This window comes from Curtobacterium sp. NPDC088465 (assembly GCF_044753165.1).
In the GTDB taxonomy this organism is placed as follows: domain Bacteria; phylum Actinomycetota; class Actinomycetes; order Actinomycetales; family Microbacteriaceae; genus Curtobacterium.
The window spans coordinates 632,791-657,495 of sequence record NZ_JBIVMR010000001.1; the positions used below are offsets into that span (position 1 = coordinate 632,791).

25 protein-coding genes are annotated in these 24,705 nt (G+C 72.2%); 15 read left to right on the forward strand and 10 right to left on the reverse strand.

Features of this window, described 5'->3' with window-relative positions:
- Positions 1-104 precede the first annotated feature (104 nt).
- From ACIP6W_RS02840 to ACIP6W_RS02850, 3 genes are all read left to right on the forward strand, one after another.
- Entirely contained in the window at positions 105-371 is a 267-nt protein-coding gene (locus ACIP6W_RS02840) for a DUF3072 domain-containing protein (protein WP_066652161.1), read from the forward strand.
- A gap of 171 nt (positions 372-542) precedes the next feature.
- Complete coding sequence (locus ACIP6W_RS02845) at positions 543-983, forward strand: DoxX family protein (protein WP_251160994.1); 441 nt, start codon at positions 543-545, stop codon at positions 981-983.
- Between the two features lie 169 nt (positions 984-1,152).
- A complete protein-coding gene (locus ACIP6W_RS02850; RefSeq protein WP_066652157.1) occupies positions 1,153-1,374 on the forward strand; it encodes a DUF3073 domain-containing protein in 222 nt (73 codons plus the stop codon).
- A 498-nt stretch (positions 1,375-1,872) separates the two neighbouring features.
- Here ACIP6W_RS02850 and purM read toward each other — a convergent pair whose 3' ends face one another.
- The gene (gene purM, locus ACIP6W_RS02855; protein ID WP_311206252.1) at positions 1,873-2,973 is read right to left on the reverse strand and encodes a phosphoribosylformylglycinamidine cyclo-ligase; all 1,101 of its coding nucleotides are present in this window, start codon (positions 2,971-2,973) and stop codon (positions 1,873-1,875) included.
- Between the two features lie 71 nt (positions 2,974-3,044).
- On the opposite strand from purM, the gene purF reads away from it, so the two are divergent.
- The gene (gene purF / locus ACIP6W_RS02860; RefSeq protein ID WP_066652154.1) at positions 3,045-4,502 is read left to right on the forward strand and encodes an amidophosphoribosyltransferase; all 1,458 of its coding nucleotides are present in this window, start codon (positions 3,045-3,047) and stop codon (positions 4,500-4,502) included.
- An 87-nt stretch (positions 4,503-4,589) separates the two neighbouring features.
- Here the strand turns inward: purF and ACIP6W_RS02865 are convergent, their stop codons facing one another.
- Positions 4,590-5,018: a hypothetical protein gene (locus tag ACIP6W_RS02865; protein ID WP_209684023.1), complete on the reverse strand. Its 429-nt coding sequence runs from the start codon at positions 5,016-5,018 to the stop codon at positions 4,590-4,592.
- A 202-nt stretch (positions 5,019-5,220) separates the two neighbouring features.
- Here ACIP6W_RS02865 and ACIP6W_RS02870 point away from each other — a divergent pair, with 202 nt between their 5' ends.
- A complete protein-coding gene (locus ACIP6W_RS02870; protein WP_400428174.1) occupies positions 5,221-7,812 on the forward strand; it encodes a LuxR C-terminal-related transcriptional regulator in 2,592 nt (863 codons plus the stop codon).
- Between the two features lie 346 nt (positions 7,813-8,158).
- Here ACIP6W_RS02870 and ACIP6W_RS02875 read toward each other — a convergent pair whose 3' ends face one another.
- Positions 8,159-8,521: a sterol carrier family protein gene (locus tag ACIP6W_RS02875; RefSeq protein WP_066657743.1), complete on the reverse strand. Its 363-nt coding sequence runs from the start codon at positions 8,519-8,521 to the stop codon at positions 8,159-8,161.
- A 57-nt stretch (positions 8,522-8,578) separates the two neighbouring features.
- On the opposite strand from ACIP6W_RS02875, the gene purD reads away from it, so the two are divergent.
- Both purD and ACIP6W_RS02885 read left to right on the forward strand, forming a co-directional pair.
- On the forward strand, positions 8,579-9,847 hold the full coding sequence (purD, locus tag ACIP6W_RS02880; protein ID WP_251155374.1) for a phosphoribosylamine--glycine ligase: 1,269 nt from the start codon (positions 8,579-8,581) through the stop codon (positions 9,845-9,847).
- A 5-nt stretch (positions 9,848-9,852) separates the two neighbouring features.
- Positions 9,853-10,713, forward strand: a complete 861-nt coding sequence (locus ACIP6W_RS02885) for a phosphoribosylaminoimidazolesuccinocarboxamide synthase (protein ID WP_400428177.1) — start codon at positions 9,853-9,855, stop codon at positions 10,711-10,713.
- A gap of 244 nt (positions 10,714-10,957) precedes the next feature.
- Here the strand turns inward: ACIP6W_RS02885 and ACIP6W_RS02890 are convergent, their stop codons facing one another.
- Positions 10,958-12,154, reverse strand: coding sequence for a PP2C family protein-serine/threonine phosphatase (locus ACIP6W_RS02890; protein ID WP_144411228.1), 1,197 nt, complete (start codon positions 12,152-12,154; stop codon positions 10,958-10,960).
- Between the two features lie 117 nt (positions 12,155-12,271).
- On the opposite strand from ACIP6W_RS02890, the gene ACIP6W_RS02895 reads away from it, so the two are divergent.
- Complete coding sequence (locus ACIP6W_RS02895) at positions 12,272-12,592, forward strand: hypothetical protein (RefSeq protein ID WP_144411227.1); 321 nt, start codon at positions 12,272-12,274, stop codon at positions 12,590-12,592.
- Between the two features lie 26 nt (positions 12,593-12,618).
- Here ACIP6W_RS02895 and lepB read toward each other — a convergent pair whose 3' ends face one another.
- Together lepB and ACIP6W_RS02905 are read right to left on the reverse strand one after the other, a co-directional pair.
- Positions 12,619-13,248, reverse strand: coding sequence for a signal peptidase I (gene lepB, locus ACIP6W_RS02900; protein ID WP_400428181.1), 630 nt, complete (start codon positions 13,246-13,248; stop codon positions 12,619-12,621).
- Positions 13,245-13,769: a hypothetical protein gene (locus ACIP6W_RS02905; RefSeq protein WP_400428183.1), complete on the reverse strand. Its 525-nt coding sequence runs from the start codon at positions 13,767-13,769 to the stop codon at positions 13,245-13,247. The genes lepB and ACIP6W_RS02905 overlap by 4 nt, the downstream gene beginning before the upstream one ends.
- A 109-nt stretch (positions 13,770-13,878) precedes the next feature.
- On the opposite strand from ACIP6W_RS02905, the gene ACIP6W_RS02910 reads away from it, so the two are divergent.
- The 3 genes from ACIP6W_RS02910 (at position 13,879) to ACIP6W_RS02920 (ending at position 16,297) form a co-directional block, all read left to right on the forward strand.
- Positions 13,879-14,670 (forward strand): SDR family oxidoreductase, encoded by a 792-nt coding sequence (locus ACIP6W_RS02910; RefSeq protein WP_400339829.1) that lies wholly within the window; start codon positions 13,879-13,881, stop codon positions 14,668-14,670.
- Between the two features lie 53 nt (positions 14,671-14,723).
- Positions 14,724-15,596 (forward strand): VOC family protein, encoded by an 873-nt coding sequence (locus ACIP6W_RS02915; protein WP_400428185.1) that lies wholly within the window; start codon positions 14,724-14,726, stop codon positions 15,594-15,596.
- 134 nt (positions 15,597-15,730) lie between these two features.
- Complete coding sequence (locus ACIP6W_RS02920; RefSeq protein WP_209684035.1) at positions 15,731-16,297, forward strand: GNAT family N-acetyltransferase; 567 nt, start codon at positions 15,731-15,733, stop codon at positions 16,295-16,297.
- 196 nt (positions 16,298-16,493) lie between these two features.
- On the opposite strand, the gene ACIP6W_RS02925 is transcribed toward ACIP6W_RS02920, so the two are convergent.
- Positions 16,494-18,017, reverse strand: a complete 1,524-nt coding sequence (locus ACIP6W_RS02925) for a catalase (protein WP_066652137.1) — start codon at positions 18,015-18,017, stop codon at positions 16,494-16,496.
- Between the two features lie 116 nt (positions 18,018-18,133).
- Complete coding sequence (locus ACIP6W_RS02930; RefSeq protein WP_066652134.1) at positions 18,134-18,577, reverse strand: Fur family transcriptional regulator; 444 nt, start codon at positions 18,575-18,577, stop codon at positions 18,134-18,136.
- A gap of 263 nt (positions 18,578-18,840) precedes the next feature.
- Here ACIP6W_RS02930 and ACIP6W_RS02935 point away from each other — a divergent pair, with 263 nt between their 5' ends.
- Together ACIP6W_RS02935 and ACIP6W_RS02940 are read left to right on the forward strand one after the other, a co-directional pair.
- The gene (locus ACIP6W_RS02935; protein WP_311206257.1) at positions 18,841-20,181 is read left to right on the forward strand and encodes an acyltransferase; all 1,341 of its coding nucleotides are present in this window, start codon (positions 18,841-18,843) and stop codon (positions 20,179-20,181) included.
- Between the two features lie 156 nt (positions 20,182-20,337).
- Entirely contained in the window at positions 20,338-21,159 is an 822-nt protein-coding gene (locus tag ACIP6W_RS02940) for a cytochrome c oxidase assembly protein (RefSeq protein WP_311206258.1), read from the forward strand.
- 260 nt (positions 21,160-21,419) lie between these two features.
- Here the strand turns inward: ACIP6W_RS02940 and ACIP6W_RS02945 are convergent, their stop codons facing one another.
- On the reverse strand, positions 21,420-22,964 hold the full coding sequence (locus ACIP6W_RS02945; protein WP_144411226.1) for a DHA2 family efflux MFS transporter permease subunit: 1,545 nt from the start codon (positions 22,962-22,964) through the stop codon (positions 21,420-21,422).
- Entirely contained in the window at positions 22,961-23,569 is a 609-nt protein-coding gene (locus tag ACIP6W_RS02950) for a PadR family transcriptional regulator (protein WP_066652130.1), read from the reverse strand. The genes ACIP6W_RS02945 and ACIP6W_RS02950 overlap by 4 nt, the downstream gene beginning before the upstream one ends.
- A gap of 146 nt (positions 23,570-23,715) precedes the next feature.
- On the opposite strand from ACIP6W_RS02950, the gene purS reads away from it, so the two are divergent.
- Complete coding sequence (purS, locus tag ACIP6W_RS02955) at positions 23,716-23,967, forward strand: phosphoribosylformylglycinamidine synthase subunit PurS (protein WP_066652126.1); 252 nt, start codon at positions 23,716-23,718, stop codon at positions 23,965-23,967.
- Between the two features lie 5 nt (positions 23,968-23,972).
- Entirely contained in the window at positions 23,973-24,668 is a 696-nt protein-coding gene (gene purQ / locus ACIP6W_RS02960; protein WP_066657734.1) for a phosphoribosylformylglycinamidine synthase subunit PurQ, read from the forward strand.
- Positions 24,669-24,705: the final 37 nt, after the last annotated feature.

A 24,705-nucleotide genomic window follows, 5' to 3' on the forward strand; every position in this document is an offset into this window, starting at 1 on the left:
CCGCCGTCCGCCTGGTCGGGAGCCCGGTCCGCGTGCCGGCGCACGTCCCCTGGGGGACGCCCTCGCTGCGTGTCGTGTCCGGCGTCGCGCGTAGGTTCAGCGCCATGACCGACGCAGCAGACCAGACCCCCGACGAGTCGCACCAGGGCGAGACCCTGGGCGGCGAGCGTCCCGACCCCTCGACGACCGCGAGCAAGGACCCGGAGCAGTGGGTGACCGGCGACGAGCCCATGACCGGACCACAGCGCAGCTACCTCGACACCCTCGCCCGCGAGGCCGGCGAGGAGCTCCCCGCGGACCTCAGCAAGGCCGAGGCGTCCGAGCACATCGACCGCCTGCAGCAGCAGACCGGGCGCGGCGCGGACTCCTGACGCGACACCCTGTCGCCCGACGCCGGTCCCCGCTGTGGTGGACCGGCGTCGGTCGTTCCTGAGCGTCGGTCCCCGATTCGGCGGACCGACGTCTGGGTGACCCCTGGCCGAGTGCGGACAATCCCCCGAGGGCCTCGGGTCGATGACACGTCACCGCATAGCGTCGTCGCCATGCGAACGACATCGACCTCCATCGGCCTGACCGCGCTCCGCATCGTCCTCGGCGTGGTGTTCACCGCGCACGGCGCCCAGAAGTTCGCGCAGGGGATCCCCGGCGTCGCGCAGGGCTTCTCGGGCATGGGCGTCCCGCTCGCCGAGGTCGCGGCACCCCTCGTCGCCGGCCTCGAGCTCGTCGGCGGGATCCTGCTCGTGGTCGGCGTCGCGACTCGGGTCGTCGGACTGCTGCTCGCGGTCGACATGGTCGTCGCGGGCCTGCTCGCCCACGCGACCGCGGGGTTCTTCGCCCAGGACGGCGGCTTCGAGTACGTGCTCGTGCTCGCCGTCGCCTCGCTCGCGATCGCCCTGACCGGGCCCGGGCAGTTCTCGCTCGACGCCCTCGTCCTGCGCTCGGCACGGCGGAAGCGGGGCGTGCCGGAGCCGCTCGCGGCGTGAGCCCTGGTCACCTCTCCGACCGGCCGACGGGGGACGCCGATGGGCAGGTGGGGAACGGGGTACATGGTAGAGTGATCGGCAGATTTCAAACCACGAACCGTTCGGTTCCCCGGGTGGCAACCATGCACCCGCCAGGACCGGACCAGAGCCGATCACGAGGGGGTCACGCATGGGGCGCGGCCGTCAGAAGGCAAAGCACACCAAGGTCGCCCGGGAGCTGAAGTACTTCAGTCCGGACACGAACTACGGTGCGCTCGAGCGAGAGCTCTCCGCCGGGCAACACTCGGACGAGAACTCCTACGTCGACCGCTGGGCTGACCAGTACGGTGAGGAACCGGGCGACGACGAGGACGAGTTCGAGCCCCAGCAGGACCAGGACAAGTCCGCCTGACCCGGACCGTCGACGCCGCGCACCCTCCGGGGTCGCGCGGCGTCGTCGTGTGCGCGGGCTCCGGCGGTCTTCGGGCACGTCCAGCTCGCTGGGCTCGAGCCCTGGTCGCACGACTTGCCGCTCACCTTCGACATGAGCGGCAGTTCGCGCGACCGGAACGACCGCACGCGGCAGGTCGTGCGACCAGGACGGCCGCGCCGGCACCGGTGGAACATCGCCGACGACGGCCCGAGCGGGTCGACCTCGCCGCACCACCGCACGCGGCGGCGAGCTTCGGTCGCAGGACTTGCCGCTCGCCTTCGACATGAGCGGCAGTTCGCGCGACCGGAACGACCGCACGCGGCAGGTCGTGCGACCAGGACGGCCGCGCCGGCACCGGTGGCACATCGCCGACGCCGTCAGCTCGGCGCAGACGGTGACGCCGCGCGACCGCACGACGCCGCGCAGCTCGGCGCAGACCGTGGCGCCGCGCGGCCGCCGAGGTCGGGGCGGTGCGCCTCAGCCCGCGTAGGAACCGACGAGTCGGACCGCTCCCCCGTCGACGCCCTTGGCGCCCTGCTCGAACCCGTCCAGGTCCCGCGCCGAGGTCGACACCGTGCCGACCGTCCACGCGGGCAGCCCCGCGGCCCGCAGGTCGTCGAGCACCGCCGACGCCGAGGACGCCGCGACGACCGCGAACATCCCGATGCCGAGGTTCCAGGTGCCCTCGGTGTCCTCCACCGGTGTCCCCGCCATGTCCGCGAGCACCCGGAACACCGTCGGGGGCGTCCACGTCGAGCGCTCGACCTCGACCCAGGTGCCGACGGGCAGCACCCGCGCCAGGTTCGCGGCGATGCCACCACCGGTGACGTGGGACAGCGAGTGGACGACACCGGGTCGGGCGTCGAGCAGGTCGAGCAGCGGCGCGGTGTACAGCCGGGTGGGCTCGAGCAGGGCCTCGCCCACCGAGACCCCCGCGCCGAACTCCGGCAGCTGGTCGGTGTAGCCGATGCCCTTGCCGGACAGGATGTGCCGGACGAGCGAGTACCCGTTCGAGTGCAGCCCGGAGGACTCGATCGCCACCACGACGTCGCCGTCCTCGACGAGGTGCGCGCCGAGCTGACGCCCGGCCTCGACGACACCGGTCGCGGCACCCGCCACGTCGTAGTCGTCCGGCCCGAGCAGCCCCGGGTGCTCCGCCGTCTCGCCGCCGACCAGGGCGGTCCCGGTCGCCGAGCAGCCGCGGGCGATGCCGGCGACGATGTCGGCGATGCGGTTCGGCACGACCCGGCCGCAGGCGATGTAGTCCGTCATGAAGAGCGGCTTCGCGCCGACCACGACGATGTCGTCGACGACCATGCCGACGAGGTCCTGGCCGATCGTGTCGTGCTTGTCGATCGCCTGCGCGATGGCGACCTTGGTGCCGACGCCGTCGGTCGAGGTCGCGAGCAGCGGACGCTCGTAGTCCTTGAGGAACGAGACGTCGTAGAGCCCGGCGAACCCGCCGACACCACCGAGCACCGATGGGTTGTGGGTCGCCGAGACGGCGGACTTCATGAGTTCGACGGCCAGGTCACCGGCGGCGGTGTCGACACCGGCGGCAGCGTACGGGTTCGGCATGCGTGGTCCTCCGCGGAGCATGGCAGACTTGTTCGGTACCACCCGATCCTACGGTCTGGAGCACTCCGCGAATGTGCGGCATCGTCGGCCTCGTTGCGCAGGGGCCCGTCAACCAATCCATCTACGACGCCCTGCTGCTCCTGCAGCACCGGGGCCAGGACTCGACCGGCATCGCCACGGTCGAGGGTCGCGTCCACCACATGCACAAGACGCGTGGGCACGTCCGTGAAGCATTCCGCACCCGCGACATGCGTGCCCTGCTCGGCACGATGGGGCTCGGACACGTCCGGTACGCCACGAAGGGCGTCGCGAGCAACGAGGAAGAGGCCCAGCCGTTCTACGTGAACGCGCCCTACGGCATCGTGCTCGTGCACAACGGCAACCTGACGAACACCCGCGAGCTCACCCGCGAGCTGTTCGACATCGACCGCCGTCACCTCAACACGACGAGCGACACCGAGCTGTTGGTCAACGTCCTGGCGCACGAGCTCCAGGGCCAGGTCCGCGGCAGCGAGCTCGACGCCGGTCAGGTGTTCGACGCGGTCGAGCGCGTGCACGAGCGCGTCGAGGGCTCCTACGCCACGATCGCCACGATCGCCGGACACGGCCTGCTGGCGTTCCGCGACCCGTACGGCATCCGACCGCTGATCCTCGGCCACAAGTTCGACGAGGCCGGGCAGCCGGAGTGGGTCGTCGCGAGCGAGTCCCTCGTGCTCGAGTCCGGCGGCTACGAGGTCGTCCGCGACATCGCTCCGGGCGAGGCCGTGTTCATCGAGATGAACGGCCAGATGCACGCCCGCCAGTGCGCGAAGGACCCGCGTCTGGTGCCGTGCTCGTTCGAGTACGTCTACCTCGCGCGTCCCGACTCCGTCATGAACGGCATCTCGGTGTACGACGCCCGCCTCCGTCTCGGCAACCGCCTGGCCGACACGATCGCGCAGTACGCCCCGACCGGGGACATCGACGTGGTCATGCCGATCCCGGACTCGTCCCGACCCGCGGCCATGCAGGTCGCGCAGAAGCTCGGCATCGACTACCGCGAGGGCTTCTTCAAGAACCGCTACGTCGGCCGCACGTTCATCATGCCCGGGCAGGCGGAGCGCAAGCGTTCGGTGCGCCAGAAGCTCAACGCGATGTCGTCCGAGTTCAAGGGCAAGAACATCCTGATCGTCGACGACTCGATCGTCCGCGGCACCACGAGCCGCGAGATCGTGGAGATGGCACGAGCAGCCGGTGCGAACGAGGTCACGTTCACGAGCGCCGCTCCCCCGGTCCGGTACCCGCACGTGTACGGCATCAACATGCCGACCCGCGCCGAGCTGATCGCGCACGACCGGAAGATCCCGGAGATCAACCGCGTGCTCGGCAGCGACCACCTCATCTACCAGGAGGTCGCGGACATGCGTGACGCGATCATCGAGGGCTCGGACGTCACCGACCTCGAGATGAGCTGCTTCACCGGTGAGTACGTCACCGGCACGGTGAGCCCGGAGTACCTGTCGTGGGTGGAGGCGAACCAGCTCAGCTGAGTCGCGTCGCCACGGCGACCACGGAACGGACGGGAGGCTCCCCACCAGCGGGTGGGGAGCCTCCCGTCCGTCGTGCGGTGCAGACCGTCAGCGGTCGGTGCGTCCCGCGGGTCCGCCCGCGTCGCCGTGCTCCTCGACCTCGCCGTCGACGGTCTCCTCGGCCGGCTCGACCTCGACGCGCTCCGCCGTCAGGCGGGCGGCGCGGCGGGCGAACACGCGGTCGAGCACGATCGCCACGACGGCCCCGACGAAGGCGCCGATCGTGACGCCCCAGAGCGAGAAGTAGCCGACCAGCGTGCCGAAGTCGGCGTCCTGCTGGTCGCCGCGGTCGATGTCCATGGTGAGCGTCACGACCAGCAGGGTCGCGAGGAAGCCGAGCACCGCGCCGCCGACGATGAACACGCCGAACTTGGGTGCGCGGCGGATGGTGACCTCGTCCGCCGAGCTGACGGCGCTCGGAGCCGGCGTCGCGGCCGGCGCTGCCGGGCGGTCTTCGGGTCGGTCGGTGTCGCTCACCCGACCATTGTCCCCCACTGTGGGACGTCCGTCGGCCTGTTGCGCGTCGACCGATCCAGGGCATGATGTCCCTACCGGTCGGTATCCACGGAACGCAGTCCGTCGGACACCGACCACCCGGTCGAGGACGATGTCGGAGCCCGGGAACGGGATCCGTGAGCCGGGGGGAGCAGGCGGACGACCAGGAACGGGAGGTGACGGGGTGCACGAACAGTCCGTCCGTGGGCGTCGCCGCCCCCGCACGCCCGGACGCGTCCCGTGGCCGATCGTGCAGCGTCGCGAGGAGGACCGCGCGGTCTCCGTCGTCGCCGAGCACCGCTGGAGCGTCGCGATCGTCGGCGCACCGGGGCTCGGCAAGACCTCCACCGCCGCCCGCGTCACCGACCGCGTCGCCCGCCGTGACCCCACCGGTCGCACGGTCGTCGTGCCGATCACCGCGGTCGAAGCCGGTCGCTCGATGCCGTTCGGCGCCGTGGCGGACCGCTTCGGTGAGCTGCCGGCGGCCCTGGCGGACCTGGTCGACGACGCCTCGGCCGCACGCCGACTGCGCGAGACCGACGACCTGGCCGACCGCGACGTCGTGCTGCGCGTCGACGACGCCGACCACCTCGACGCCATCTCGGCTCGGTACGTCGCCTGGCTCGTCCGCGACCAGGGTGCGCGGCTCGTGCTGACGTGCCGCGACTTCACCGCACTGTCGGAGCCGCTCCGCGCACTGTGGCAGGACGACCTGCTCGAGCGCATCGACCTCGCCCCGCTCGACCTGCACGAGACCGGCGAGGTCGTCGCACAGGCACTCGGCGCGCAGCTCGAGACCGCCTCGACCGAGCGCGTGCACCGGGCGACCGCCGGCAACCCGCTGTACCTGCGCGAGGTCGTCCGCGCGGCACTGACGTCCGGGGCGCTCGACCAGACCGCGACGGGCTGGTACTGGCGCGGCCGGGTCACCGCGTCGAACAGCCTGGCGGACATGTACCGCACCGAGCTCGGCGCGCTGCCCGAGGACCTCCGTGACGTCGTCGACATCGTCGCGCTCGCCGACCCGATCCCGCTCGTCCGACTGCTCGGGATGGTGTCCGGCGGCGATGTCGACCGGGTCGTCGCGCTGGGCCTGGTCGCCGTCGACTCCGCCGAGGACGGCACGAGCATCGTCCGGTCGTCCCACCCGCTCGTGGGCGAGGTCGTCCGTGGCCTCGTGCCGGTCGCGCGGCGCACGGCACTGTTCGCGCGCGCCAACGCCTTCCGGACCGCCCGGCCGGAGGGAGCGCCGCCCGCCGCCCGGCTCCGCGCCGCGCTCTGGTCGCTCGAGTGCGGTGTGCTGCCGTCGGTCGGCCAGCTCATCGACGCCACCCAGGTCGCGGTCCGGCTGCAGGAGCACGAGAGCGCCGTCGCCCTGGCCTCGGCCGCACTGCGCACCGCGCTCACGGCCACCGAGCGGGTCACCGCCCTCTGCCTGCGGTCCGTCGCGCACTCGTACAGCACGGGTCGTGAGGCCGGTCGCGCCGACGCGGAGGCCGCGTGGGACCTCGCCAGGAAGCGCGCCGGCGAGATCGACGACGCCGTCGTGGTCGAGGCGTGCGAGACCCTGGCGAACATCCGGCAGTTCCACGACGACGACGTCGACGCCGCCGTGGCGCTCTCCGAGGCCCTCGCACCCCTCGTCGGTCCGGAGACGGCCGAGCACGTCCGGCTGCTCCGACTGGCCCACCTGGGTTGGGGCGGTCGGTTCGCCGAGGTCCGGGCGGAGATCGAGCGGTCGCGCATCCTCCAGCAGCCGACCGTGCCCGTGTCGCTCCTGTGCCTCGCGCCGTGTGTCACCATGGCACTCGCGACCGAGGGCCGGCTCGAGGAGGCCGCCGCGTTCGCGCGCCGGGCGATCGCCACCGCCGTCGAGCACGTCGAGGCTGCCCCGTGGGGCGTCGGCGAGAACGTCTCGGTGCTGCACCAGGTGCAGGTCTGGCGCGGGGACATGGCCGACCTGGTCACCGAGATCCCGGTCCGACGCGGGAGCCCGTTCCTGAAGTACGACTTCACGCTCGAGCTCATCGGCCTGGGCAACCACGCGATCGGTCAGCGACGGTGGGACGACGCGATCGCCGCGTTCTCGGCGGCGTGCGAGCGCTACGACGTGGCCGACCACGGCGGGTTCGCGGCCTACCCCTGGGCACGACTGGCCATGGCGTACGCGTACGCCGGCGACACCGAGCGCGCGGCCGCGGCACTCGAGCGCGCCCGCACCACACCGGGCCGCGCGATGCGGATCACCGGCGAGCAGGTGGCGGTGTCGATCGCCTGGACCGAGACGGTGCTCGGCAACCCGGCCGGACTCCGACACGCGGACGAGATCATCGAGCGCAGCACCCGTGACGGGTCGTGGCTGCACGTGATGTACGCGGTGACGCAGCACTACACGCACGACATGACGTCCGGGCGGGACACCACCGCGTCGCTCGCCCGCATGCGCGAAGCCGCAGCGCGCGTCGACGGTCCCCTCGCCCGCGCGGTCGTCGAGTACGCGGACGCCGAGCTCGCCGGCGACCGGACGCGGGTCGTGGCGGCGCAGGGGGTCCTCGCCGCGCACGGGATGGCCGTGTCGGCCGGTCGGGTCCGCCCACCGCTGACGAACCGGGAGTACGAGGTCGCGGAACTCGCGGCGCAGGGCCTGAGCAACCGGCGGATCGCGGAGACGCTGAGCCTGAGCGTGCGGACGATCGACGCGCACATGTCGCGGATCTTCGCGAAGTGGGACGTGCACGCGCGGTCGGAGCTGGTGGAGCTGCTCGGCGCCCGCTGACCACGCGTCGGCGTCCTGATGGTCGTCCGGCGGCGTCCTGAACCGCCTCGGAAGCTGACGCAGGGTCAGGAAAGGTCCCCGATGGGACCGCGATCGTTGCGGTTTGCAGCACGACTCGCCGTACCGGTTGACAACGAAGGCAGCATGTCGCGTACCTTGAACCCTGTCGCCGGGTTCGGACCCGTTCGGGTCGGGTCCGAATCCCGGCGACTTCGACGTTACGGGGGTGGTCCTGTCGGTCACATCGGTAGGACCTACCTAAGTCGGTGAGCCAGGCTGTACGACCCGGCCGAGCGCCCCGGCTGCCGGTTCGCCCGGCCGCGCGACCGCAGCGGCGCGACCGGCGTCAGACCGCGGTACGGACCGGCAGGAACGCCGTCAGGTCGGCCCGGGAGCCGGACGCGCTGACCCGCGACGCCGCCAGGGCCTCGTCCCACCGCAGCTCGCCCAGCGCCAGGGCCAGCCAGGTCGTGGCGTCGGTCTCCACCACGTTCGGCGGGGTCCCCCGCGTGTGCCGTGGACCGGGGACCGCCTGCACCGCGGCGAACGGCGGGACGCGGACCTCGACGCTGTTGCCGGGGACGTCGTCGGCCAGGCGCTGCAGGGTCCACCGGACCGCGGTCGCGACGTCCGACCGGACGGTCGAGCCCGCGCGCACGGCGGCGAGCGCGGAGCGTCCCGCGGCGTCCTCGATCCTCTTCGGCGGCATGTCCACAGGCTAGCCGTCGCATCGCGGACGGCGTGTCGCGCTCGGTAGGCTTGCCGCGTGCGAATCCTCGTCCTCGGTTCCGGTGCCCGCGAGCACGCGATCATCACGGCCCTCCTCGCAGAGCGGGCCGGACACGTCATCACGGTGGCGCCCGGCAACGCCGGCATCGCCGCCGACGTCGAGACCGTGTCGCTCGACCCCACGAACGGCGAGCTGATCGCCGAGTACGCGATCGAGAACGGTGTGGAGCTCGTGGTCGTCGGGCCCGAGGCGCCGTTGATCGCCGGGGTCGCCGACCCGCTCCGGACCCGGGGCATCCCGGTGTTCGGCCCGAGCCGTGCGGCCGCCCAGCTCGAGGGGTCGAAGGCGTTCGCGAAGCGCATCATGGCCGAGGCCGGGGTCCCGACCGGACGCCCCGTGTACGCCGGCACGGTGGACGAGGCAGTGGCCGCGATCGACGAGCTCGGGGCACCGTACGTGGTCAAGGCCGACGGGCTCGCCGCGGGCAAGGGCGTCCTGGTGACCGAGGACCGGCAGGCGGCCGTCGACCACGCCACGTACTGGCTGCAGCACGGCCGCGTGGTGGTCGAGGAGTTCCTCGACGGCGAAGAGGTCTCGCTGTTCTTCCTGAGCGACGGGCACGACGTCCGGGCACTCAGCCCCGCACAGGACCACAAGCGCCTGGGCGACGGGGACACCGGTCCGAACACCGGCGGCATGGGCGCCTACTCCCCGCTCCCGTGGCTCGCCGAGCGGTGGGAGTCCGAGCAGGCGTTCGTCGCCGAGGTCACCGAGCTCGTGGCGCTCCCCACCGTCCGTCGACTCGAGCACGAGGGGACGCCGTTCATCGGCCTGCTCTACTGCGGGCTCATCGTGACCGAACAGGGCGTCCGCGTCATCGAGTTCAACGCCCGCTTCGGCGACCCGGAGACCCAGGTCGTGCTCCCCCGCCTGACCACGCCGCTCAGCGCCCTGCTGACGGCGGCCGCGACCGGACAGCTCGCGTCGGCTCCGCAACCGGCGTTCAGCACCGACGTCGCGGTCACGGTGGTGCTCGCGAGCGAGGGCTACCCGGAGAACCCGCACACCGGTCGGGTCATCACCGGCATCGACGCTGCCGAAGCGCGCGAGGGCGTGTCCGTGGCGCACGCCGCGACCGCCGTGCTCGACGACGACCTCGTCGCCACCGGCGGCCGGGTGCTGAGCGTCGTCGCGACGGGCACCGACTTCGCACAGGCCCGGGAGCGCGCATACGCCGGACTCGGCGACATCGCGCTCCAGGGGGCGCAGTACCGCACCGACATCGCCGCGAAGGTCGCACGGTGACGGCCGTGTCCGAGCTGCCCGGCTGGCGGCACGTCTCGTCGGGCAAGGTCCGCGAGCTCTACGTGCCCGCGGGCATCGACGACGTCGCGAGCGCGTCGGAGCTGCTGCTCGTCGCCTCGGACCGGGTCAGCGCCTACGACTTCGCACTCGAACCCCCGATCCCCGGCAAGGGCGAGCTCCTGACGCGGCTGTCGCGCTTCTGGTTCGACCGCATCGCGGACGTCCCGAACCACCTGGTCGACCCCGGTGCCGGCGGGACCCCGGTGCCGGAGTCCGTGGCCGCCAGGTCCATGCACGTGCTGCCGCTCGCCATGTTCCCGGTCGAGTGCGTCGTCCGGGGGTACCTGGTCGGCAGCGGTTGGGCGGAGTACCGCGAGACGCAGAGCGTGTGCGGTGTCCCCCTGCCCGCGGGGCTGTCCGAGGGCGACCGCCTGCCCGAGCCGATCTACACCCCGGCCTACAAGGCGCCGCAGGGCGAGCACGACGAGAACATCTCCTTCGAGCAGACCGTCGAGCTCGTCGGGCGCGAGGACGCCGAGGCCCTCCGCGACCTGTCGCTGCGCGTCTACGGTGAGGCGGCGGCGATCGCCCTCGAGCACGACGTCGTGATCGCCGACACGAAGTTCGAGTTCGGCCGCGACACCGACGGCACGATCCGGATCGCGGACGAGGTCCTGACCAGCGACTCCAGCCGCTACTGGGACGCCCGCTCCGGCAGCCGCACGGACTCGTTCGACAAGCAGATCGTGCGCGACTGGCTCAGCGCGAACTGGGACCGCCAGGGCACCCCGCCGGTGCTGCCGGCGGAGATCGTGGACCGCACGGCCGCCCGCTACGCGGAGCTCATCGAGCGCCTCGGCGCCTGACCGCCGGGCCGGCGTCGCGGCCCGGCCGGGTGCGTCCCGCCACGCGTCCGCCGATCACGGATCGCGCCCCGGCACGGACGTCGCGCCCTCGCACGGACGTCGCACCCCGCCACAGCAGGGTGTGTCGTCCGCAGCGGAGCGCGACATGACCGGGTGCCGACCGGGAGGCGCGTGGCGGGGCCGCCGCGCGCCTCCCGTCCGACCACATGACGACCGACGACCGCCGGTCGCCGGTCGCCGTGGCTCAGTCGCGGACGAGCACGACGACCGTCAGGTCGTCACCGGGGTCGTGCTCGAGCGCACGGGCGCGGACCCGACCCAGGAACGCGTCGATCTCGGGCTCCTCGCGCCACAGGGCCCCGAGCCGGGACAGCGACTGCAGCGTCGAGTCCCAGAGTTCGAGCGCACCGTCGCTGACGAGCACGAGGACGTCACCCTGCTCGAGCACGAGCGACCCCGACGACCGGGTGAGCCCGGCCGGGTGCAGGCCGATCGGCAGGTCGTTCGACAGGAGCGTCCGTTCACGGCCGTCCGCACGCATCTGCAGGACGAGGCCGTGCCCGGCGTCGACGAAGTCCATCCGCCCGCTGGTCGGATCGAGCCGGCCGTGGAACATGGTGGCGAACGACTCGGCACGGCCGAGGTCCGGCGCGACCTGCTCGTCCAGGGCGGCGATCGCCCGCCCGGGCTCCTCGTCCGGCCGCGCGAGGAGCGCTCCGCGGATCGTCGCCGCCAGCAGCCCGGCGGACATGCCCTTGCCCATCACGTCCGCGACCGTCAGGTGCAGGGCGTCACCGGCGAGGTGCCACTCGTGCAGGTCGCCGGAGACCACCCCGTGCGGGACCGACATGCCGCCGATGCGGTACCCCGGCACCGTGACCGGCGTGGGCTGCAGCCCGGCGAGGACGTTCCGGAGGCGGTCCTCGTCCGCGCCGGCCGCGAGCTCGCGCTCCGCCCACACGCCGAGCTCCTCGAGCAGCGCCAGGTCGTCGGGCTCCAGCGTCCGGGGCTGCGGGTCGACCAGGCAGAGCGTGCCGACCTTGACGTGGTCGTCGCCGACGCGGAGCGGCACACCGGCGTAGAAGCGCACGTTGGGGTCCTCGACGACCATCGGCATGTCGGCGTACCGGTCGTCGGCGCGGGCATCCGGTACGACGATCGGACCGGCCTGGTCGAGCGTGCGGCCGCAGAACGTGTCCCGGAGCGGGATGGTCGGGCCGAACACGGCGTCGCTCTGCTGCGACTTGATGGTGAGGACCTCGGTGCCGGCGAGGTTGAGGAAGGAGCCCGAGACACCGAACGCCTCGCGGGCGATCCGCGTGATGCGCTCGAAGCGTTCCTCGGGCCCGCCGTCGACGACGTCGAGCGCGGCGACGAGGGCCGCGCGGCGGACGGCGTCGGGCGATGATCCGGCGGAGGTCGGTGAGGTCCCCTGGTGCATGCCCTCCACGCTACTGGTCCGCCGTGGGAGCGCCCCTCCCCAGAACGGTGGACCCGGGAGCGCGCGACCGGATCCGCCGGACACGCGCCTCCGTCGGACGCGCGTACCCTCGGCACGGTGATCCGTCGTGCTCCGCTCGTGCTCGCCCTCGGCGCTGCCGCCGCGCTCTCACTGACGGGGTGCGGCGCCCACGACTCGACCGGGCAGATCTCGGTGACCGTGTCGTCGAACGCTGCGGATCGCCCCTACGAGGTGAAGGTCTTCGCCGCGACCGGCAAGCTGTCCGAGCACCAGCGGGTGTTCCCCGGAGGCACCGCGGACTTCGCCGGGGTCCCGCTCGGCGACGTCACGGTGCGGGCCGGCGACCTGTGCTCCGTCCGGACGACGGTGTCGGGCGACGACGTCACGCGGGTCACGCTCAGCACGACCGGCTGCTGACCGGCCAGCGCGCTGCGCGGGGTCCCTCACCGCGGGTCGGGCACCGCGTCCCACTCCTCGCCGTACCGGCCGAGCACGCTCCACCGCGTGACCGGCCAGGTCACGACGAACGCCCGGCCCACGACGTCGGCCATCGGCACCGTCCCGTGGATGCGCGAGTCGGCCGACTCGTACCGGTTGTCGCCCATCACCCAGATCCGCCCCGCGGGCACGGTGACGTCGAAGTCCTCCGCCGAGACACGGTCCACGTCGGACGGCCGGACCACGTACGGCTCGTCGACCGCGTGCCCGTTCACGGACAGCCGTCCCTCGGCGTCGCAGCACGACACCCGGTCGCCCGGCAGCCCGATCACCCGCTTGATGAGGTCGTCGCCCTGCTCGCTGGTCAGCCAGTCGCCCGGGTCGCGGAAGACCACGACGTCTCCCCGGCGGAGCGGGGCGACGCCCGGCACGAGCTCGTTCACCAGCACGTTGTCGCCGATCAGCAGCGTGCGCTCCATCGAGCCGGACGGGATCGAGAACGCCCGCACCAGGTAGGCCTTCACCAGGAAGGACGCCAGCAGCGCGACGACCACGATGACCGCCAGGTCGCGGACGAAGCGCCACCCGGACCGTACCGGTCGTCCGGCACGGGGCTCGTCGGTCTGCTCGCTCAATGCGTCACCACCACCTTCACCAGGCCGATCACGAAGGCCACCGCGGCGAGCACGATGCCACCCCAGAGCCCGAGGAACGTCGGACGCCGTCCGCTGAACCGCTGCAGGAACACCCCGACCATCCCGATGCGGACGACGAGGATGACGATCGCCGCGGTCTGCGCCCACTGCGCCGGCAGCCAGTCCGCCCACGCGACGGCGTAGAGCACCGCGGGGATGAGGCCGGAGGTCGCGATCGGGTTCGCGTCGCGCAGGATCGCCCCGATCGTCTCCCGGTGCTCGGCGTCGTCACCGGTGTCGCCGATGGTGTGCGCCACGAGGTGGGACAGCACGTGCGCCAGGTATGTCAGCACCGCCGTCGCGAGCACCGTGAGCACCGCTGCCCCGTGCTCGATCTGCTCCGGCCCCACCGCGATCGCGACCGCGAGCACGGTGATGTTGCCGTAGATGTACGACGACATGCGGTCGCGCAGACGGTCGACCGGGAAGGTCGGCAGGTCGGGTCGGCGGGAGGGCGGCATGCTCCCATCCTGGCCCTGCCGCGCCGCGCCGCGCCGACGGGATCCCGTGTGCGATGCCATCCTGGTCGGGCGACGCACCGACGCGTCGCCCGGACGGGAGGCACGACCCATGACCCACGGACCGCTCACCAGCAGACCGCTCGCCCTGGTGACGGGCGTCGGCCGCCGCGCCGGGATCGGTGCCGCGATCGCGACGCGGCTCGCCGCCGACGGTTGGGACCTCGCCCTCTCGTGGTGGGGGCCGTACGACGCGCGCGTGCACGGTGCGGCCGACCCCGACGGGGTGGACGCGGTGGTCGCGGAGGCCGAGCGTGCGGGGGCACGGGTGACGCGCCTCCCGGTCGACCTGGCCGACCCCGAGCAGGCGGCCGCGCTCGTCGGCCGCGCCGAGGCAGAGGCCGGCGCGCCGGTGACCGCCGTGGTGATGTCGCACTGCGAGTCGGTCGACTCGGACTTCGCGACCACGACGGTGGAGTCGTTCGACCGACACCTGGCGGTGAACGTGCGCGCGCCGTTCCTCGTCGTGCAGGCGTACGCGCGGCGGCTCCGCGAGGGTGCAGCCGTACCGGAGGACCGCCGTCGCATCGTCGCGCTGACGAGCGACCACGTCGGGTTCAACCTGCCGTACGGCACGAGCAAGGGCGCACTCGACCGGTTGATCGTCGGGGCTGCCCTCGAGCTCGGTGACGTGCGGGTGAGTGCGAACCTGGTGAACCCGGGCCCGAACGACACCGGGTGGATGACCGACGAGATCCGCCGGGCCGCCGTCGCGCAGACGCCGCTCGGGCGCCCGTCGATGCCGACCGACACCGCGGCGCTCGTCGGGTTCCTGCTCGGGCCGGACGGCGGGTGGGTGAACGGCCAGCTGCTGAAGACCGACGGCGGGTTCAGCGCGAAGTAGCCCGTGGTCGCGGTTTGGTTGACGCGTCAACCATTCCGGCGCACACTGGGGGCATGCACACGCAGGACCTGCTCGCAGCCGACACCGGGATGGGCGCCGTCACGCTCCGCGTGGCCGACCTCGACACGATGGTCGCCTACTACCGCGACGGCGTCGGCCTGACGGTGCTGACGAACGCGGGCGGGACCGCCGTGCTCGGTCGTGGGTCGACGCCGATCGTCGTCCTCGAGCACGCCCCCGCGATGCGGCACGCCGCTCCGCACGAGGCCGGGCTCTTCCACACCGCGATCCTGTTCGACACGCAGGCCGACCTGGCGGCAGCGCTGTACTCCGTCGCGACGAAGTACCCGCAGACCTTCACGGGCAGCGCCGACCACCTGGTCAGCAACGCGTTCTACTTCCAGGACCCCGAGGGCAACGGCGTCGAGCTGTACTGGGACCGCGACCGCACCGAGTGGTCGTGGACGCACGGGATGGTCGACATGGCGACCATCTACGTCGACCCGAACGCCTTCGTGCAGGAACACCTGACCTCCTCGGCGCTCGAAGCGGCCAGCACGCGCCCCGGCCGGGTCGGCCACGTGCACCTGTCCGTGGGCGACGTCGCCACCGCGAAGGCGTTCTACGTCGACCGGCTCGGCTTCGCGACGACCGCGGCGATGGGCGACCAGGCGCTGTTCGTCAGCGCGGGCGGGTACCACCACCACATGGCGATGAACACGTGGAACTCCCGCGGGGCCGGGCGCCGGCAGCAGGCACTCGGGCTCGGGCTCGTGCGGATCGAGGTGCCGGGTGCGGACGACCTCGGCGCACTCGTGTCCCGCATGCACGACACCGGGGTGCAGACCGCGGACGACGGTCGGACCGTGGCCTTCGAGGACCCGTGGGCGAACCGCATCGAGGTGACCGCGCCCGGTCGCGGCTGAGCGGCTCGCGCGCGGGCGGTCTGCGCCGAGGCTCGGCTCCGCGGACACGTTCGTGGTCGAGCACACGCGAACATGTCCGCCTGGCCGAGCCTCGGGCCGCACCGACGCGCAGGCGGACCCGGCAGGATGGACCCGTGAGCGAAGACATCCGGTGGGAGGTGGTCGAGGAGAGCGCACTGTCGCTCCCCGACCACGAGGCGATCGCAGCGATGCTCGGGCAGGCGTTCCCGAGCTGGTCGCACTGGTACGTGGGCGGCCGCGACTACGCCGGCATGCAGCCCGAGCGCCGCGTGGTCGGCTGGGGCGAGGACGGCACGGTGCTCGCGCACGTCGGGATCCGTCGGATGTTCGTCACGGTCGGTGGGCAGGACGTCCTGGTCGGCGACACCGGCATCGTCGCCGTCTCGCCGAGGCTGCAGGGCAGCGGGGTCGGCCGCGAACTCCTCGTCCGCACCCGCGCCGTCCTCGAGGGACTCCGCGTGCCCTACGGCTTCCTCGGCGCCGGCGAGGACCGCATCCCCTTCTACGCGCACATGGGCTGGCACGAGGTCGACGGCGCCGTCGGCACGTTCTCGGCCTTCACGGCCGACGGGGTCGGTGTGAACGAGACCGAGCAGGGCGGCTGGATGGTCCTGCCGGTCGAGGCGCAGCTGGAGGACTGGCCGACGGGCGAGATCATGCTCAACGGACAGCAGGTCTAGGAACGAGGACCGGGCCCCGCCACCAGCCGGGCGAGGTCATGCGCAACGGACAGCAGGTCCAGGAACGAGGACCGGGCCCCGCCACCAGCCGGGCGAGGTCATGCTCAACGGCCAGCAGGTCCAGGAGCGACAACACGACGGACGGGAGGCCCGGTACCAGCTGGTACCGGGCCTCCCGTCCGTCAGGTGGTGGCGACTACGCCTCGACCGCGACCTTCTCCGGGTCCTCGTTCGAACCGGGCGCGCTCGGCGCGACCGCGGCGCGCACGCGCGCCCCCAGGTCGCCGTCGACGCTGGTCCAGTAGGCGAACACGCGCTCGCGCAGGTCGTCGCGCGTCACCTTCGAGACGTGGCCGGCGATGTTGCCGACCAGGCGCTCACGCGCGGCGTCGTCGAGGACCTCACGGTAGAGCGTGCCGGCCTGGCCGAAGTCGTCGTCCTCCGCGTGCAGGGTCGCCGCGGAGCGCTGCAGCGCGCCGTCGGACTCCCAGCCCGGGACGTCGTCCGTCGCGGTCGGGTCGGCGTGCGCTCCACCCTGGGTGTTCGGCGCGTACACCGGCACCTCCGCCTTCTGGAAGTCGAAGCGCATGGCGCCGTCCTTCGAGTACGAGTGGACCTCGTTCTTCGGGGCGTTCACCGGCAGCTGCGCGTGGTTCGTGCCGACGCGGTAGCGCTGGGCGTCCGCGTAGCTGAAGATGCGCGCGAGGAGCATCTTGTCGGGGCTCGCCGCGATGCCGGGGACGAAGTTCGACGGCGCGAACGCGGCCTGCTCGATCTGCGCGAAGTAGTTCTCCGGGTTGCGGTTCAGCTCCATCGTGCCGACCTCGATGAGCGGGTAGTCCGCGTGCGGCCACACCTTCGTCAGGTCGAACGGGTTGAAGCGGTAGCCCTCGGCGTCCGCGTACGGCATGACCTGCACCTTGAGGACCCACTTCGGGAAGTCCTGGCGCTCGATCGCCTCGTACAGGTCGCGGATGTGGAAGTCGGCGTCCTCACCGGCGATGCGGTCGGCGTCCTCCTGCGTCAGGGTCTTGTGGCCCTGCTGCGTCTCGAAGTGGTACTTCACCCAGAAGCGCTCGCCCTCGGCGTTGATCCACTGGTAGGTGTGCGAGCTGAAGCCGTCCATGTGGCGCCACGACGACGGCAGGCCGCGGTCACCCATGAGCCACGTGACCTGGTGGGCCGACTCCGGGGAGAGGGTCCAGAAGTCCCACTGCATGTCGTGGTTGCGGAGGTGGCTGCCCGGCAGGCGCTTCTGCGAGCGGATGAAGTCGGGGAACTTGATGCCGTCGCGGATGAAGAACACCGGGGTGTTGTTGCCGACGAGGTCGTAGTTGCCCTCTTCGGTGTAGAACTTCAGCGCGAAGCCGCGGGGGTCGCGCCAGGTGTCCGGGGAGCCCTGCTCACCGGCGACGCTCGAGAAGCGGGCGAGCATCTCGGTCTGCTTGCCCGGCTGCAGGAACGCGGCACGCGTGTACTGCGAGACGTCGTGCGTGACGGTGAAGGTACCGAACGCACCGCCGCCCTTCGCGTGGACGACGCGCTCCGGGACGCGCTCGCGGTTGAACTGGGCGAGCTTCTCGACCAGGTAGTGGTCGTGGAGGGCGAGGGGGCCGTCGGCGCCGACACCCATGGAGTGCTGGTCGCTCGAGACGGGGGCGCCGGAGTTGGTCGTCGTGGTGGGGGTGCCGGCGGGGCCGGTCGTGTTCTGGTCGGACACGGTTCCTCCTCAGGTGGAACGGTTGGTTCGGTCAGGATGGTTCGGGTTGCTCGTGGGGCGCGTCACGTCGGTGTCGCGCCGGGCGGTCTCGTCCGACTCCGGACGTCCCGCCGGAGTCAGGCCGTGACGACCTGGGCGTCGTCGCGTTCCGCCGCTGCGCAGCGTTCGCAGATGCCCCAGTACGTGACCTCGGCCGTCGTGACGGCGAAGCCGTGCGTTTCCGACGGCGTGAGGCAGGGGGCGTGGCCGACGGCGCAGTCGACGTCCTCGACCGCGCCGCACATCGTGCAGACGATGTGGTGGTGGTTGTCCCCGGTGCGCCGCTCGTACCGCGCCGGACTGCCCGCGGGCTCGATGCGCCGGACGAGTCCTGCGCCGGTCAGGGCGCCCAGCACCCCGTAGACGGCCTGGTGGCTCGTCGTCGGCAGCTCGACCGAGACCGCGGTGAGGATGTCGTCCGCGGTCGCGTGCGGCATCGATCCCGAGGCACGCAGGACGGCCAGCCGGGGCGTCGTCACCCGCAGGCCGGCAGCCCGGAGCAGGTCGGCGTCGGCGTCCATCAACTTCTTTCTCTTGCATCGGTCAAGACAAGCTCCACCGTACACGGTCGTGGGCTCGGGGCCCAGGGGGCGGCGTGCTGCGCGTGTCGGCGCGCCATCCGGCCGTGCCCGTCCGCAGCGGCGGTGTGCCCCCCTCCCCCACGGCGACTCCGCGCGCGACTCTCAGGACGATGTATGCCGCTGCTGGCATGCGATGTGTCACGATCCGGTCGCGATCCGCTGGGACGATGCTGATCCAGCCGGTCGGGCGCTAGCGTCACGGCATGTCCACGAAGCAGGGGCCTTCGTCGCGGATCGACTCCGTGCCGGCCAGCAGCGCTCAGGACGTCCGGGGGATCATCGCGCAGCGGGACCTGGTCGTCGACCTCATCAGGACGGCGTGCGTCGTCCTCGTCGTCGTCGTGCACGTCACGATGGTCGGGGTGGCGGTGTCGGCCGACGGCATCGGTGTCACGAGCCCGCTGCAGGAGGCGGCCTGGTACGTCCCCGCGACGTGGGCGGGCCAGGTGATGCCGCTGTTCTTCGCGGTCGGCGGGTTCGCGAGTGCGGTCGGGTGGCGCAGCACGCTCGCTCGGGGCGGCGGTGCGCGGGACTTCGTGGCGACGCGACTCGTGCGGCTCTTCCGCCCGGCGGTGCCGCTGTTCGTGGTGCTGGCACTCGGCCTGGGGATCGCGACGGCCCTCGGCACCCCCGCGGAGCTGCTCGCCGAGGTCGCGTTCGGTATCGGCTCGCCGCTCTGGTTCCTCGCCGCGTACGGCATCACGCAGTGCTGCGTGCCGGTGATGGCACGCCTGCACGCGCGGGCGCCGTTCCGCACGCTCGGTGTCCTGCTGGTCCTCGCGACGGCCGTCGACACGCTCCGCTTCGCGACCGGCACCGCCGAGGTCGGACTCCTCAACCTCGGCCCGGTGTGGCTCTTCGCGCAGCAGCTCGGGTTCCTCTGGGCAGACGGCTGGTTCGCCCGCCGCTCGAGGCTGCTGCTCGCGGCGGTCGCGCTGGCCGGGTACGCCCTCCTCGTCCCGCTGACGAGCGTCGGGCTCTGGGCGCCGGACATGCTGCAGGACCTCAACCCGCCGATGCTGCCGCTGGCGGTGCTCGCGGTGTCGCAGGTCTGCCTCGTGCAGCTCGTGCACCGACCGCTCACCCGACTGATGCAGACCCGGGCGGCGCAGGCGACCGTGTTCGTGCTCGGTCGTGACGGCATGGCGATCTACCTCTGGCACCTGCCGCTGTACATCGCCCTGAACGGCGTCGCGCTGCTGCTCGCCGTCCCGTTCCCCGACCCGGGCTCGGTGCCGTGGTGGGCGACGCGGCCGATCGCACTCGTCGTCGTGCTGGCCGCGGCGATCGGTGTGGCCAGGGCGCTGCGCCGGTGGGACCGCCCGCTCCCCCGACTGCAGCCGGGGACCGACCGGGCGGGGTGGCCCGTGGTGACCGTCGCAGCGCTGTGCACGATCGGTCCGGCGTTCGTCGTGATGCAGTGGCACCTGTCCTTCGGCGTCGCGGTCCTCGGCGCGGTCGCCGTGCCGGTCGGGGTGTGGTTGCTCGGCCGGACCCGGCCCGCGCGGACAGCCTCGGCAGCCGTGGGACCAGTGGGCACCTGAGCCGATCCTCACCGCCGCTGCGCATCGGCCCGGCTGCGGCGGGGTCGGACGGGCGGAGGATGACGGAGCCGGCTCGTCCGGCCCGACACCAGGAGGCACCCCACGCCCGAACCCGCCGAGTTCTGGAGCACCTGGCACGTCGATCCCCTGGCCGCGGTGCTGCTGGCGGTCGCCGCGGTGACCTACGGCTGGTGGCTCGTCGGCGCTCGACGCCGTGGGGCCCGGTGGTCCGCCTGGCGCACCGCGTCGTTCCTGGTCGCACTGCTGCTCTTCGCCGTGCTGCAGTTCGGCATCGTCGGGCGGTACGACCAGGAGCTCCGGTGGGCGTTCACGCTCCGGCTCGCCCTGTTGTTCTTCGCGGTTCCGACCTTCGCCGCCCTGGCCGCTCCCGTGTCCCTGCTGCGCCTGGGCGGACCCGCGCACTGGTCCGCCGTCGCCGACCGCGTGGTGCACTCACGGCCGATCCGGGTGCTCGGCAACGCGATCGTCGCCCCCGTGGTCGGGCTGGTGCTCTTCGCGGTGCTGCTCACCCCGCTGTCGGCGGTCGTGCGTGAGTCGAGCGTGTGGGCCGCGCTCGTCACCGTGTCCGTGCCGGTGCTCGGCTTCACGGTGCTCGGGCCGCTGTCCGAGCCGGGGGTCCTCCGCAGTTCGACGTTCGTGACGGTCGAGTTCCTGCTCGCCTTCGTGGAGCTGCTGCTCGACGCGGTCCCCGGCATCGTGCTGCGCGTGTCGGACCACGTGCTCGACGGGTCGCTCGTGCACGCCGTGGGGCAGCCGTGGTTCCCGACCCCGCTGCGCGACCAGCACCTGGCGGGTGACCTGCTCTGGTTCATCGCCGAGGTCGCCGACGTCCCGGTGCTCGTGATGCTGTTCGTGCGGTGGCAGCGGACGGACCGCCGCGAGGCCCGCTCCGTGGACGCCCTGTCCGACGAGGAGATGGCCGAGCTGACCCGGGCGCACCTGCAGCGGCGGGGGTGAGCGGGGCCCGAGGGGGGTCGTGCGGCGCCGTCGTACGACAGATGCGCTGTCGTACGACGAAGATCCTGTCGCACCAGTCCCCGCCGATCCACGCTCTTCCGCTCTGGACGGCAAGAACGACAAGACCGCTGTCGTACGACAGCGGTCTTGTCGTTCTACACCGGCACGACCCGGACGACTGCCCCGCACGACCGGCACCCCGGACGACTGCCCCGCACGAGCGGGACCGGGGTCCGTGTGACGACGACCGCGCCGCAGCGTCAGCGCGCCGCGGCCTCGGGCTCCGCCGCGCCGGGCTGCGTCTCGACCGCGCCGGTCTGCTTCCACGCCGTCGTCTGCTTCGGCTTCGCCAGGAACAGCGCCGCGACGATGGCCGCCACGAGCACCACGGCCGGCAGCACGAGCGACTGCCCCATCGCCGTGGCGAACGGCTGCTGCAGGAACTCCGGCAGCGCGCCGACCTGCTGCTCCGCACCGCCCGAGCCCGTGCCCGACCCGGACGGGAAGTTCGCCGTGATGCGCGCCTCGATCAGCGCCGCGATGCCGGCCGAACCGAGCACCGCACCGATCTGCCGCGTGGTGTTGTAGACGCCCGACCCCGCACCGGCGAGCGCCGGCGGCAGGTTGCGCGTCGCCGAGACCGAGAGCGGACCCCACATGCAGGCGTTCGCGAGCCCGAGGAGCGCGCTCGGCAGCAGCGTCCAGCCCCAGCCGGCGCCCGACCACAGCAGGGCACCGAACCAGAACAGCCCGCCGGAGAAGCACGCGAGGCCGAACGAGCCGACCCATCGCGGGTTCCACTTGTTGAGGTTCTTGCCGACGAGCGGTGCGAGCGCGGCGGACAGGACGGCCTGCGGCACGAGCAGCAGCGCGGCCTGGGTCGGCGAGAAACGCAGGACGTCCTGTGCCCAGAGCATGATCGGCAGCGCGAACGACGAGATCGCGACGCCGACGGCCGTGATGGCGATGTTGGCGAGCGTGAAGTTGCGGTCCTTGAACAGGCCGAGCGGCAGCAGCGGCTCGCCCTTCTGCACGCCCTGCCACACCACGAAGGCGGCGAGCACGACGATGCCGGTGATGATCAGCGACCAGACCGAGATCGGGCCCGTGATGGTGCCCCAGTCGTAGGTCTCGCCCTCCTGGATGCCGAAGACGAGCAGGAACATGCCGGCGGCGCTGAGCACGATGCCCAGGTAGTCGAAGCGGTGTCCGTGCCGCTCGAAGCGGGGGACGAAGCGCTGCGCGAGCACGAACGCGACGACGCCGACGGGGACGTTCACGAAGAAGATCCACTCCCAGCCGAGGCCGTCGACGAGCAGCCCGCCGACGATCGGGCCGACGAGCGAGGCGACGCCGGCGACGGCGCCCCACAGGCCCATGGCCGCACCGCGGTTCTGCGGCGGGAAGATGCGCGTGATGACCGCCATCGTCTGCGGGGTCATCATCGCGGCGCCGAGGCCCTGCACGACGCGGGCGAGGATGAGCACCTCGATCGACCCGGCGAGGCCGCACCACAGGCTCGCGAGGGTGAACACCACGAGACCCGCCTGGTACAGCACCTTCGGGCCGAACCGGTCGCCGAGGCGCCCGGTGATGAGCAGCGGCACCGCGTACGCGAGCAGGTAGGCGCTCGTCACCCAGATGACCGCGTTGATGTCGGCGTCGAGCGCCTGCGCGATCGTGGGCGTCGCGACCGACACGATGGTCGAGTCGACGAGGATCATGAAGAAGCCGACGACGAGTGCCCAGAGCGCGGGCCACGGCTTCTTCCCGTGCTGCAGGTCGGCGGACGTGGTGGAGGTCATCGAGTGGTGTCCTGGTCCTTCTGTGGTGCTGGGTCGGGGACGGCGGGGCCGTCCCAGGGGATGTCGCCGCTCGCGATCCGGTCGGCGGTGGCGGTGAGCCACTCGATCTGCGCGGTGAGCATGCCACGCACGTACGACACGTCGAGCCAGTAGCGCTCGGCGAGCTGCTTGGCCTGGAGGCCCGTGGCGGCTTCGTCGTACCCGGCACGTTCCGCGCGGAGTGCGGCAGCGCGTGCGCGCATCGCGGTCACCGCGTCGGTGGCGGTCAGGTTGTCGACGTGGGACACCGCGAGCTGGAACTCGGGGTACTCGTCGGCGGGCTCCGCGATCATGCGCCGGAGTCCGGCGTCGAGCTCCGCGCGGCCGTGGTCGGTGATGGCGTAGGTGGTGCGCTCGGGCCGGTTGCCCTCGCGCGCGGTCCCGAGTGCCTCGGCGTACCCGAGGTCCACGAGGCGTCCGATCTGGTGGTACAGCGTGCTCGGCCGGACCTTGACGTTCTGGTCCTCGTGCCGGTGGAGCATCGTCTGGAACATCTCGTACGGGTGCATGGGCGCCTCGGCGAGCAGGCCGAGCGCGGCGAACGCGAGGGGCGTGAGCGACGCCATCCGTGCCTCCAGACCGTGTTCGCGAGCGATTATTCGACTTGGAACATACGCCTTGGACGACTTCTCCACAAGCGGCCCGGCGCGGCGCGCGCGGCCCGTAGACTGATGCCGTCCCACCCAACCCACCCAAGCGCTGGAGTGAACACGTGCCAACCATCGTCGTCGAGGTCATGCCCAAGGCAGAGATCCTCGACCCCCAGGGCAAGGCGGTGGGCAACGCCCTCGCCCGTCTCGGCAAGGCCGACCTGACCGACGTCCGCATCGGCAAGCGCTTCGAGATCGCCGTCGACGGCCCGGTCGACGACGCGAAGCTGGCCGAGGTCCGCGACATCGCGGCCGACGTCTTCTCGAACGCCGTGATCGAGGACGTCGTCTCCGTCACCGTGCAGGACGCGTGACGCGGATGCGCATCGGCGTCATCACGTTCCCGGGCTCGCTCGACGACCGCGACGCCCAGCGCGCGGTCCGCCTCGCAGGAGCCGACCCCGTCGCGCTCTGGCACGGCGACCACGACCTGCAGGGGGTCGACGCGATCGTGCTCCCCGGTGGGTTCTCGTACGGCGACTACCTGCGTGCCGGCGCCATCGCGGCGAAGGCCCCGATCATGGCCGAGGTCATCGACGCCGCAGGCAAGGGCATGCCCGTGCTCGGCATCTGCAACGGGTTCCAGATGCTCGCCGAGGCCCGCCTCGTGCCGGGCGCCCACACCCGCAACGCGCACCAGCAGTTCATCCGCCGCGACCAGAAGCTCCGCGTCGAGACCGCCGGCACCGCCTGGACCTCCGGGTTCAGCGCCGGGCAGGAGATCACGATCCCGCTGAAGAACGCCGACGGCCGGTTCGTCGCAGACGCCGACGAGATCAAGCGCATCGAGGACAACGGCCAGGTCGTGTTCCGCTACGTCGGGGTGAACCCGAACGGGTCGATCGACGACATCGCGGGCGTCTCGAACGAGCGCGGCAACGTCGTCGGGCTCATGCCGCACCCCGAGCACGCGACGGAGCCCGGGTTCGGCCCGGACACCCCCGCGGCGATGGCCTCCGGCACGGACGGCCTCACCTTCTTCACCTCCGTGATCGAGTCGACGCTCGTCAAGTGACGACGACTCCGACGAACACGACTCCAGTGACAGGGAA